Below are 11,838 nucleotides of genomic sequence, written 5' to 3'. Positions count from 1 at the left end.
ACTGGAAACCGGCGATGAATCAGTTCATCATCATGTACGGTGATCGTGTATCACTATGATAAACAGCCACTTACACAGAAAATTTTACATACTCACTATCTGAAGTAAAATTTTTGGTTGATACAGTTACCGATTTGAAAAGACTAAATATTTTATTTACAGTATTCAAGATTTTATCAAAAGAAAGTTCTTTTTATGATCTTTTTAAAGGCATAGATTTTAAAAATTTAGCTGACAGCTTGTCTGATATTTTTATTAATTCTTCAACAGGTCATAAATTCGTAATCCATTCAGTAGTTAATATAATTTCTCATGCTGATAAACGCAGTTTGGTTTTATTTGATGAGCCTGAAACTCATCTGCACCCGCCTCTATTAGCTGTCTTAATGAGCTCAATCAGGTATATATTAGAGGAGCTAGATGCTTTTGCTATCGTTGCTACACATTCCCCTGTGGTTGTTCAGGAAACTTTAAGCCGGCATGTAAAAATTGTTAGGAGGCAAGATGGCATAACTAAAATCATTTCACCAGAAATACAAACATTCGGCGAGAACCTTGCCTCTATAACATCTCATGTTTTTAGTCTATCAAGTGAGATAACCGATTTTCACTATGAATTGGATAATGTAATAAAATCATATCGTACTGGAATCGTAGTTCCTGAGAATGCTGAAATCATAGAAAAAGTAGAAAATTTATTTGATGGTGAAATGAGCATGCAAGCTAGAGCTTATGTTATGTCATCCTTGTTAAAAAAGGAGGAATAATATGTGGTCATTGCCATTACCTGATAATGAAAATAGTAGAGAGATCATAACCACAGCTTTAACGTATATAAATGGTGATGCTAAATATCAACTAACGGAAGCAGAATACGAAACTCTAAGTTCTATCTATGAACGATATGAAGATCTACATGGAAAAGTACACGATGATCTACTTGCCAATACTTTGTCTAATGAAACCAAGCAAGCGATTCATGATGGTTATAGTGAAATACAAGAAAAAAAACGCTTAACAGATTATCGTTCAACATTACTGCTATCAGCAGAACGATGCCCATGCTGTAGCATTAGCGCTGCTGATGAATTAGATCATCATTTACCTAGGTCAATATACAAATCTTTAGCTCTTTATTCTAGTAATCTTGTTCCTATGTGCCACAAGTGTAACAACAAAAAAAGAACGGCAGCGGGTACAGAACCTTCGAATAGTTTTCTTCATATATATTATGATCAAGTCCCATCTGAAGATAGATTTTTCATAGCGAGTGTAGAATTAGTTGATGGTAAGTTGAAAGTTTCATTTGAAATAGAGAATATAGAATCATTAGATGATGACTTGTATGAAATGATGACGTTTCAATCAAGAAGAGTTAATCTAAACGATAGACTGCTAAAAGAAATTAACATTTTCCTAGCACCTTTTTACGTATCTATGGAGCCTCTTTATGAAATTTCATCCGATCCAGAGATGATAAAAAACCTTTTATTAGCTGCTGAAAGACAGTTCAACTCTAAAATGGGAGTTAATGATTGGCGTTCATCATTACTTTATGCTTTAGCTCATAACCATGAATTCTGTGATGGGGGCTTTAAAAATGCACTGGGTGTTGTAGAAGACGGCTAACCAGGCAATTAAACGGAGCAAAAACAGTTGGCTTTTTTTCGTTCCTCAACAAGTGTAGCCAACAATTTTTGTCCGCTTATTGCGGGCGTTAAGATCCTTTTTTCGCTCAAAGCGCTGATCGGTTCTGTGCCAACAGCGGAAATTGGATTTCATTCTGTGAATGATTGATAGTGATTTATCTAAATTAGTCAACTCCCTGCAGATTCATCGGTTTTTACCACTGGAGAGTCTAGCCATGCTTTTAGTTTTTTTGAGTCTTTTGGCTGAGATAGACCATACATGGAATAGCATATAATTCCTAGAACTAAGCATTTAGACGAAAAATCAACTAAATCGAAACTGAGCCTCTCAACTAGTGATGAACCGTGAACGATGTTAGAGCGTGACTTATAGAGCTCTCTTGCTCGACTTTCGACGCTATCAACGCACTCAATCTCAGAACTATGAAGCTTCACAATGCGACGAATAAATGATTCGGTAGTATCTTTATCACTGAAGTTAACCAATGCTTCGATTGAGGTTACAATTTTTTGTATCCGAATTTGCATATCTGCCTCGTTCACAGCATCCCTAAACCATTTCAAAGAGCGCTCGACACGCTCGATCAATAAATGTTTACTTCCTGAAAGCTCAATCATTAATTGGGGTACATTAAGGATCCAATTCGCCAAACTTTCTGGAGTTTTGTTACTCTCAATTAGATCGCTCCAGAGGGAATCATCTTTTGGTATTTGGGTTGGAAAGACGTAACTTTTGGCAACATCCATATTGTCAATGTCTGATCCGTAACGAAAAAAATGGGATAAATGATTTGCCCGCTCGTCTGCAGAAATCAGAGATACTGTTCTGTAGTTTTGGTAGCTTGTTACAAGATTTATACAACCTATCATCGCACCTTCAACCCGCTTGGATAACTTACGGGAGTATTCATAACTGGATTTTATCGGGATACTAACCCTCAAATAAAAATTTATGTCATAAAGCCTTGATTCATTGAAGCGATCCATAAATTGACAGTCAACGTGATTCAGTCTATCAGGGGTATTTTTAATCAACGAGATATTACTACTTAGCTGTATTTCATTATTAAGCTGAAAAGCAACAACTGGGAATTCAAATATTCTTTTAGAGAACATTCTTTTGAACATCTGAATTCGCCTATTTAGTACAGATGAAAACGTATCCTTGTCAAGTTCAAAGGGTGACTCTTGTGTTGCGTCAGATTGAAGAAGTTGCTCTAGACGTGCATTTACGTACTCATATATGCTTGCTTCGATAATTGGTTTGAGTTCTGAGATTATGCAATTGAGATTATTTGATCGCCTGATAGTTTCAGATATCTGCGTTACGAGTTGACTCGACTTATCTGTACAATGAATCTGAAAGATACAATGTTCTGCTTTCCTTAGTTTTTCTGACATGCTCTCTATCATGTCTGATGGTGCGCTAATGGTTCCAAGAGGCAAACCATAACTAGACCTGCGTTTAGCATATTCTGCTGGATTGTCTTGGAACCCCAAGTAAGCACTGTATAGTTCTTCGAGAAGAGTTGATATGTTGTCATAGCATGGGGCCGAAATTTGCACTAGCTTTTCGTTGTTAAGTCTTGCCATTATCATTGCTCTATTTTGAAAGAGACCACCTGCGTTTAGTTTAAGCGTTTATATATATCCTAGCTATTTGAACAATGTCCGCTTATCGCTCATTACAGACAACAGTGAAGTCACCAAAATACTGCCCCCCCCCTAACCCAACAACCTCAGCTTCAAGGCTCTGGCATAAGTGCGGCTGACCTTCAGCACCTTTTCATTCTGTAAGACAGCGTTGTACTCGGAGTTACAGAGCGGTTGTAGTTTTTCGATATACGTCAGGTTCACCACTGTTGATTTATGAATGCGGACAAAGACATTAGGCAGCCGCTCGTCGATCAGGCTTTTTAAGCGCGCCCGCATCACATAAGTTTCGACAAGGGTGTGCACACACATATAGTCTCCGGCGGCGTCAATCCAGATAATGTCCTGATAGGGGATCAACTGAATGGGGTTGCGTCCGTCCTGGATCACCAGTTTCTGCCGTTCTATACAATATTGCGGCTCGGCTGATTCTGTATTCTCATTTTTACCGGGCTCAGCACTAGCACCCTGCTGATCTTTGGTTATTTCAGCAACAGCGGCCAGCATTTGTGCTTTGTCGGCTCTGTTGCTTGTGACTTCACAAACCCGGGCTATAGCTTCGGCTAAACGCTCCATTTTTACTGGTTTTAATAAGTAATCAAGGGCTCGTACTTCAAAGGCTTTGACTGCGTGTTGATGGAAAGCGGTGACAAAAACTATGGCTGGGCAAAGTTCGGGTTGAAGTTGCCGAATAAGGTCAAAACCGCTTTGTTCCGGCATTTCAATATCCAGAAAAATCAGATCAGGCGTCTGAGTGTTGATCAAAGTGATAGCTTCCGCCACGCTGTTGGCCTCGCCTGTCACCCGGATTTGCGGAAAAGTATCCAGCCGCAATCGCAGGCCTTCTATGGCCGCTGGCTCATCGTCTACGATCAAAGTGTTTAGTATCGTCATCTTGCTCATCATCTGGGCAGGCCTGGTCGTTCCTGGGGGATGCTAATTTGGATCCAGGCCCCCTCTTCAGCTCTGTTGCCAAAACTAAAGGAACTTTGGCCAGGGTAAATCAGCGCTAAGCGCTCCTCACAATTGTGCAGGCCTATACCAGTAGATGAGCCTGTAGATCCCGTATCAGCTTGCTCTGTAAAACCTTTGCCATTGTCCAGCATTCGGATCAGCAACTGGCCGTTTTGCTGACTGAAGCTCACGGTAATAGCATAACTTTGTTGTGACATACGCATGCCATGTTTCAGCGCATTTTCTGCCAGAGGTTGCAGTAACAAAGAGGGCATCAGTAAACCTTTGACATCATCATCGGCCACTACAGACACATTCAGCTTATTTCTGAACCGGCACTGCTCCACATCAAAGTAAGTTTGTAATATCAGTATTTCTTCTGCCACTGTCACTTTGGCTAAAGGATCTGTGTACAAGCTGTAACGCAGCAAATCGCAGAGTTTTTCCAGCATGGACACCGCATGTTGATTCTCCTGCTTTAAAATTAAGGTGCAAATGGCGTTAATGCTGTTAAACATAAAATGCGGGTTAAGCTGATAACGCAGCATTTTTAACTGAGCCTCTTTAGCCAGATGAATAGCTTCTGCTACCTTTTGCCGCTGCTCCATGGTTTCGAAGGTCGCTTTGGAGGCGTAATACAAAGCAGTCCAGGTGAGTAAAATAGTTAAAGAAGCTGAGTTCCAGGTACCGAAGTCGAACCAGGTCATAGACTGCCACATCTGGCCATACAGCCACTGCAAGGTCAGCCACTTCCACTGAGTCCAGACCAGACAACTGACCAGGATCACCAGTAAATGCCAGAGAATTTTTAAGCGGGTTTCCTGCGCACTGACGCGACCATACCAGGCCCGCAGCAGCAGGGTTAACACAAAACCAAAGCTGGTATCCAGCAGCAGATGAGGCAGAGCGACCTGCCAGGGCTCCTGGCTGGGAATTTTAATCATCAGCTCTGTCAGTACAGCATACACAGCCCAGCCACCACTTTGACAAAGCCAGAACAGTTGATTACGACTTAAGGATTGCAACACCATTTCATTCCAATTCAAAAAAACGAACAGCGTTGCCATTGCCAGCACCACTGTTCGTTTTTATCTGTTATCAGGCTGGCTAATTGGCACAGCCTATCAGCACAAAGTCCTTCGCAGTTTCTGTACTTTTTTGTGCAGAAAGCACCATATCCGCGACCGCCAAACTATGCTGTCCGCTTGAGCTAAATACCAAGGCATCTGAGATCCGTTTTACGGCGGAGGCGTCAGCACAATCCAGTGCCACTTCCACAGTATGCCATACACCTGGTTTTAAGTGCGCAAGTGGCTCTGTCAGTGACAACTGACGTTGACAACGGCCTTGCTGATCACAAAGCACGGCAAGATTTAGTTCTGCTGGTGCCTGCTGGTCAAAGCGCAAGCTAAAGCGTAATGCCCTGGCTTTGCTGTGTTTGGATGCCGCAACCGGCTTGATGTAACGCAAGCTGGCTGATGCCTTGGCAGCTGCATTCCAGCGCAATTGCCGTCCATCTTCCTGATAAGACAAATTCACCGACTGCATAGCCAGACTTTTACCGTCTGCGCTGACACCATAAGGCGTAGTGATTAAAGCGGCAGAGTTTTGCGTAGCGCTGCCATCCGACAACACCCAGGCCATATCTGCAGTTAAGTTGCGTAAAAACAGCGGCTGAATGCCTTGTTCCGAACTGCTTGCTGCTGTTGCAGAGACCTGCTCAGACAAAGGTCCAACTTCAGTCTGGTCGGCGTAGGTTAAGCCATAACCATAGGCAAACAAAGGGTCATAGTTCGCATCGCCTTTATTCAGCACAAACTGATGATCGTAACGGGGCCAGGAAAAACTCAGCTTGCCGTGAAAATCATAACGCGCTTTGCCCTGATTGTCGGAGAGCAGCACATCAGCCACACCCTGCCCTTCAGAGCCTGGCAACCAGGCCACGACAAAAGCATCGGATGCGTTCAGCTCTTTATTGGTCCACAGCGGCCGGCCTGTTAAAAACACAGTTACCACAGGAATACCCTGGCTTTTTAGCTTTTTGATCAAGGCTAAATCGCTCTTGTCGCCGTGCTGGTATTCCAGTTGTTGAATGTCGCCAAACCATTCGGCATAGGGGTTTTCACCTATCACCACCAGCGCTACATCAGGTTTTTGCTTGTAGTTGCCATCCACCGCCAGCTCCACTTTTCCGCCCGCAGCTTCAACTTGTTGACTTATGCCCTGATAAACAGAAGTCGCGTTGGGGAAATCAGCATTGGTGTTATCTGTACCCTGCCAGGACACGCTCCAGCCACCTGCTTGTTTGGCAATGTTATCAGCGCCATCGCCAGCGACCAGCACCCTGCTTTTTGGCGACAAAGGCAGTACTTTTTGGTTGTTTTTAAGCAGCACCAGGGATTTTCGCACCGCTTCCCGCGCTAATTCTTTATGCTCCTGACTGTTAAATACCGCCATTTGAGCAGATTCAACCCGGCTGGACGGTTTGCCACGTTCCAGCAGGCCCCAGCGAATTTTCGCCCGTAAAAAGCGTCGCACGGCATCGTCTATCCGCGCCATCGGGATAATACCCTGCTCCACCTGGCGAATGGTGTTGTGGTAAAAAGCTTCAAAGTGCTCAGGTACCATCAGCACGTCGACACCAGCATTAATAGCACCGGCGCACTGTTCCAAATCACAACCTTCGACAAACTTATGGCCGTTCCAGTCAGTGACTACAAAACCATCAAAACCCATTTGGTTTTTCAGCACATCGGTCAGTAAGTATTTGTGGCCATGCAAACGCACGCCATTCCAGCTGTTAAAAGACACCATAACCGACTGCACACCGGCCTGAATGGCTGTCATATAGCCTGCAGCATGAATATCACGCAGGCCTTGCTCATCAACCAGGGTATCACCACGGTCTATGCCTTTTTCAGTGCCGCCATCACCGACAAAGTGTTTGGCTGTGGCAATACGGCCAAAACCCTGCAGAAAATCTTTGCCCAAAGTACCCTGCAAACCTGACACCATCTGGCCAGCATAAGCTTTGACTATGGCCGGATCTTCAGAGTAACTTTCATAAGTGCGGCCCCAGCGGTCGTCACGTACTACTGCGACTGTAGGTGCAAAGCTCCATTCAATACCTGTGACAGCTACTTCTTTGGCGGTCGCCACACCAATACGGTGAATAAGCTCTGGATCATTGGCTGCACCTAAACCTATATTGTGTGGAAATAAGGTAGCGCCATAGACATTGCTGTGGCCATGCATGGCGTCTGTGCCCCAAATGGTCGGGATACGGCTGCCATCTTCTTTGGCATCGACAGAGGCTTCATACATTTCATCGGCATATTTTAACCAGACCTCTGCCGACGCCTGTTTTTGGCCATAAGGTGCTGTATTACCGCCATTGAGGTAAGAACCAAAACCGTACTTACGCATTTGTGCCACGGACAAATAACCAATTTCAGGCTGGATCATTTGCGCTACTTTTTGCGCCAGTGTCATACGCTCTAAAATCTGGTCCAGCACTTTTTCCAGTTCCGGGTCGCGTTTTAAACCTGTATTAACATAAGGCCACTCTACAGCAGTGCTATCGACTGGCTGCGCCGCAGCATAAGGCGATAGCGATAGCGTCAACAGGCTCAGCAGAGAAAAACTGCGCTTCATGCTGATCATTTGTTTTATCCTTTTATCTAAGCAGCATTGTTGCTGCTGGTTAAACAGAAGCATTAATGCTGGATATATTCGATAAAATCGTAATAAGCCCAGCCGCTTTGTTGATCGTACTGACCGGGAAAGTAATGGCCCTGCTCAGAGTTATCGCCGTGCCAGTGATTCAGCATGATCCGGGTTAAATCCACAGGCCAGGCATGGGCCGGAATTTCATTGGCGGCCAGGTGACCGTCGCCATTGTCTTTGTACAGAGTTCTGATTGTTTGCTCTTGTCCCTGAGCATCATAGACAAACCAGCGGATCTGGTTAGCATTCCAATCAAAACCTATAGTCAATAGATTCTGCTGAACATTCAGGCCGTACTGAGTTAAATCAATATCCTGCTCCCAGCTTTGATAAGGGCCATTCACCGCCTGATAAATCACATTGGTGTGCACTACATTGCCCAAAGTCGGCAGAAATTCGATGTCAATTTCCTGCCAGGCCCGCCCGGGCGCATCCCACCAGGAGGTGTAGGTAAAAATGGACGACACAGTGCCTTTGGTATTGCCGGTTCTCAGCGCGCCCTGCACTTTGCCAAAACCATAAAAATTCTTACTTTGTAATTCTGCACACTGGCCTGCATTTAAAGCCAGGGTGATGCCATGTGATGCAGGTGTAATCATGGCAGGGGTAAAAGTACAACCAAAAGGCGAGCCGTTATGGCCAGATCTGGCTTGCCAAAGAGCAGGGTTAAAGCCCCAGCTTAAATCATCTTTAAAGTAACTGGCCTGAACTTCCGACGTCAGAGCCAGCAGCATGGTAGCTACCGGCACTGCAACGGTTTTTAGTAAGTGTTTCATCAAGGTCACCTGTGATGCTGTGAACAACACCCACTTAAAATCCAAACAGTGGGTGTGTTACTTATGTCAGTTAGGATCAGAAATTAAAGCCTGCACGAACACCGTAATAACGTGGCATACCAAAGCTGCCTTTGGGGAAGCCTTTGCCAGTGTTACTCCATTGCTGCACAACTTCATTGGTGGCGTTGCTGATAAAGAGCTCAGCAAACCAGACTTGATCCTTAGGCTCATATTTCAGTGACGCATTAACTGAAGTAAATGCATCCCGACTATCGTCGATATAAGCCAGAGCTTCATCAGGAACCACAAAATCCATATCATCCAAATGTTTATCCAGGTTCCAGATGGTGTTGTAGGATTTATCCTTCCAGTTGACATTAAACCAGCCGTGAATGTAGCCGTAATCGGCTAAATCAAAGCTGTGGGTGTAGCTTAAGTTGGCGCTGTACTTAGGCACCATGGCCAGCTGATTGCCTTTCAGATTGGTGGTCAATAAGGTGTTTTCCGGATCTATCGATTCTTCATAGGACAAGTTAAACAAGTACTCAGGGTCGTAGTCCCACTTGGTGATCCAGTCATCCGTAATGCGGGCATCAGTCCAGGTAACGTAACCAGAAATACGACCACTTGGATAAGGTTTCCAGTCAAATTCCAGCTCAAGACCTTTAATGGTCGAACCCGGAACATTTTGCGTGTAATAGGCAATCACCGGCATATTCTGAAAATCCAGCACAGGCTGACCATTGCCATCCAGCACAGGGCTGCCATCCGGGTTTTCTATGGCCGCCAAACGCTCTACGTTGCCGATAGAGCCAACTGAGGCATATTGCATATCCTGATAATCGGTATAAAAGAATACGGCCTGTAAATTCAGTGAGTTGTCTAACAAGCTGGTTTTTGTGCCCAGCTCATAAGTCAGTACCTGTTCAGGCTCAAACTGGGTTTCAAAACGTTGTACTTCGCCTGTTCTGTCATTCACGACTTCAAACACATCACCTATACCACCAGCTTTAAAGCCTGAAGCCACATAGCCGTACAGCATGGTGTTTTCGCTGAAGTCGTAGTCAAGACCAAGACGGAAATCGCTGTTTTGCCAGCTGCCTTTATTGTCGTTGGCAAAAGAGGACTGATAAATAGCCGGGTTTTCAAAAGCATTGGTCGGTAATTCAGACAAAATGGTACGGTTAAACCAACCTGGAGCACAACCATCGGCATTGGAACAACGCAGAGTACGTCCGCCTTTGTCTTCTTTGGTTTCATCACTGAAGCGATAACCCAGGGTCAGGTGCAAATCTTCACTCAGGTTATAAGTGGCCTGACCAAAGGCGGCAAAGGCATTGGTAGAACGGTCGGGCTGATCCCAAAAGGCTTTATCGTCCATTGGGTTGTCGTAGTAACCTACAGTAGTGGTTTTTTCATGGAACAGGTTGACACCTGCGATCCAGACTAAATCGCCCAGTTCATCGGATTGCAACTGCAGTTCAGTAGAGTAAGAACGGGCACCAGTGCCATCAAGGAAAAACATAGCGCCGTCCCAGACATCCAGGCCAACTTCGATATCCTGCGCCGACTGCCTTTGCATATCTTCAAAACCTGCTAACCAGACCAGGTTCAGTTCATCCGTCAGTTCATAATTCAGGGTGTTACGCAGGTAGGTAATATCCAGCTCCAGTTTACCCGGCACATTCACCACAGCCTGATAGGTATTGTCGCTTGGTAAAAATGTCGAACAATCGCCACCAAATTCAGCGGGTCTGCCACGCAGTTTTTCGCAATTCACCATCTCGACAGAACCTGCGCTGTCGTTTTTATAGTACTGAAACACCGTATGGTTAGAGAAACGGCCAGCCGAAGGCGCCCACAAGGTACTTACGCGGAATGAATGCTCGTTGGCATTGTTATAAAAATCACCTTTATCGGCTGGTGTTAGAGCACGCACTTTTTGTGCTTCCGGATCTGTGCCTGCCGCATCTATCCACCAGTTTTCGCGCTGAGTCAACGTCTGGCCAATGCCCTGATAGGAGTTTTCGGAAATCACTTCGGCGTTTAACACACCTTCTGGCAGATAACGGGTGTCGTATTGGTTTGGATCCCAATAGCCTTCGACATAGGAATCACGTTTTAGCGTTTTGCCAGAAAACCGCACAGCAAAATCATCTGAAATCGGCAGGTTAAATACGCCACCTGTGCTGACTGCATTAAAGCGGCCTAACTCGGTATTGACGCTGCCATAGGTGCTGTCTAATTCTGGTTTTGCTGTCAGTACATTAATGCTACCAACAGTAGAGTTACGGCCAAACAAAGTGCCTTGTGGGCCACGCAAAGCTTCCACTCGCTCTACGTCGTACATTAAAGCCAAAGCACCCTGCATGCGCGGTGAATAAATGCCATCTAAGTGCACACCTACGGCAGGATCGCCTAATTCGGTAATGTTGGTGGAGCGAATACCACGCATAGTAATAACAGGAGCAGCCTGTTCAGAAGAGACTGAAATGTCGAGGCCAGGCACTAAATTAGCGATATCCACCACATTGTTTACACCGTGCTGCTGCAGCTGGCTTTCACTCAGGGCTGAAATAGCCACTGGTGTTTCCATCAGTTTGGTTTTGCGTTTGGTGGCTGTGACTGAAATTATTTCCAGCGCGGTTTCATTGGCGGTGGTTTGTGCTGTGGTCGTTTCGGTCCCGTTGTTACCATCCGCTTGCTGCGCGACGGCGGAAAAAGCGCATGCCATCGCTATCGCAAGCGAAAGTGCGTTACGTTTATGCATTGTCTAACCCCTGTCTGTTGATATTTTTTTGTTTTATGTTTTTTATGGCGAACCAAACAGCCGGGTTTGCCACAGGTTTTACCTTAATGGCATGCGACACACAGAGATACAGAGATTCGACAAGGCGAGTTGGTCACACTACAACACGATTGAGGCCGGGTTGTGGTGGGCCAGGTAGTGAGAAATGGGCTTTAAAATTGGAGCGTTGGTGCTACTGCTCTTTCCACTTAATTCTGACTGATTAAATTGCCATACGCCCGGTTCAATTTTCGCCGGGCTCCATCCACATCAAACATCCAGTTGATGCTGG

8 protein-coding genes are annotated in these 11,838 nt (G+C 45.1%); 2 read left to right on the top strand and 6 right to left on the bottom strand.

Going from position 1 to position 11,838, the window contains the following annotated elements; all coding sequences use genetic code 11:
• The first annotated feature begins 113 nt into the window (after window positions 1-113).
• Window positions 114-767, top strand: a complete 654-nt coding sequence (locus tag J2W69_RS20300) for an AAA family ATPase (protein WP_310282007.1) — start codon at window positions 114-116, stop codon at window positions 765-767.
• 1 nt (window position 768) lies between these two features.
• A complete protein-coding gene (locus tag J2W69_RS20295) occupies window positions 769-1,629 on the top strand; it encodes an HNH endonuclease (protein ID WP_310282006.1) in 861 nt (286 codons plus the stop codon).
• A 188-nt stretch (window positions 1,630-1,817) separates the two neighbouring features.
• Here the strand turns inward: J2W69_RS20295 and J2W69_RS20290 are convergent, their stop codons facing one another.
• The 6 genes from J2W69_RS20290 to J2W69_RS20265 form a co-directional block, all read right to left on the bottom strand.
• Entirely contained in the window at window positions 1,818-3,242 is a 1,425-nt protein-coding gene (locus tag J2W69_RS20290) for a HEPN domain-containing protein (RefSeq protein ID WP_310282004.1), read from the bottom strand.
• A gap of 132 nt (window positions 3,243-3,374) precedes the next feature.
• Window positions 3,375-4,196: a LytR/AlgR family response regulator transcription factor gene (locus J2W69_RS20285; protein WP_310282002.1), complete on the bottom strand. Its 822-nt coding sequence runs from the start codon at window positions 4,194-4,196 to the stop codon at window positions 3,375-3,377.
• Between the two features lie 8 nt (window positions 4,197-4,204).
• On the bottom strand, window positions 4,205-5,323 hold the full coding sequence (locus J2W69_RS20280) for a sensor histidine kinase (RefSeq protein WP_310282000.1): 1,119 nt from the start codon (window positions 5,321-5,323) through the stop codon (window positions 4,205-4,207).
• A 40-nt stretch (window positions 5,324-5,363) separates the two neighbouring features.
• The gene (locus J2W69_RS20275) at window positions 5,364-7,919 is read right to left on the bottom strand and encodes a glycoside hydrolase family 3 protein (protein WP_310281998.1); all 2,556 of its coding nucleotides are present in this window, start codon (window positions 7,917-7,919) and stop codon (window positions 5,364-5,366) included.
• A gap of 53 nt (window positions 7,920-7,972) precedes the next feature.
• Window positions 7,973-8,758, bottom strand: a complete 786-nt coding sequence (locus J2W69_RS20270) for a family 16 glycosylhydrolase (protein WP_310281995.1) — start codon at window positions 8,756-8,758, stop codon at window positions 7,973-7,975.
• Window positions 8,759-8,834: 76 nt separating this feature from the next.
• Window positions 8,835-11,528, bottom strand: a complete 2,694-nt coding sequence (locus tag J2W69_RS20265) for a TonB-dependent receptor (RefSeq protein ID WP_310281993.1) — start codon at window positions 11,526-11,528, stop codon at window positions 8,835-8,837.
• Window positions 11,529-11,838 lie beyond the last annotated feature (310 nt).

Origin of the sequence: Rheinheimera soli (genome assembly GCF_031457405.1) — a bacterium.
Classification (GTDB): Bacteria; Pseudomonadota; Gammaproteobacteria; order Enterobacterales; family Alteromonadaceae; genus Pararheinheimera; species Pararheinheimera soli_A.
This window is presented reverse-complemented; position numbering and strand designations above follow the sequence as displayed.

What these genes read in the sequence shown, in the direction of transcription:
- J2W69_RS20295 (WP_310282006.1), top strand. Translation starts at nt 769, where the DNA reads ATGTGGTCATTGCCATTACCTGATAATGAAAATAGTAGAGAGATCATA.
- J2W69_RS20280 (WP_310282000.1), bottom strand. Translation starts at nt 5,323, where the DNA reads ATGGCAACGCTGTTCGTTTTTTTGAATTGGAATGAAATGGTGTTGCAA.
- J2W69_RS20290 (WP_310282004.1), bottom strand. Translation starts at nt 3,242, where the DNA reads ATGGCAAGACTTAACAACGAAAAGCTAGTGCAAATTTCGGCCCCATGC.
- J2W69_RS20265 (WP_310281993.1), bottom strand. Translation starts at nt 11,528, where the DNA reads ATGCATAAACGTAACGCACTTTCGCTTGCGATAGCGATGGCATGCGCT.
- J2W69_RS20270 (WP_310281995.1), bottom strand. Translation starts at nt 8,758, where the DNA reads ATGAAACACTTACTAAAAACCGTTGCAGTGCCGGTAGCTACCATGCTG.
- J2W69_RS20285 (WP_310282002.1), bottom strand. Translation starts at nt 4,196, where the DNA reads ATGACGATACTAAACACTTTGATCGTAGACGATGAGCCAGCGGCCATA.
- J2W69_RS20275 (WP_310281998.1), bottom strand. Translation starts at nt 7,919, where the DNA reads ATGATCAGCATGAAGCGCAGTTTTTCTCTGCTGAGCCTGTTGACGCTA.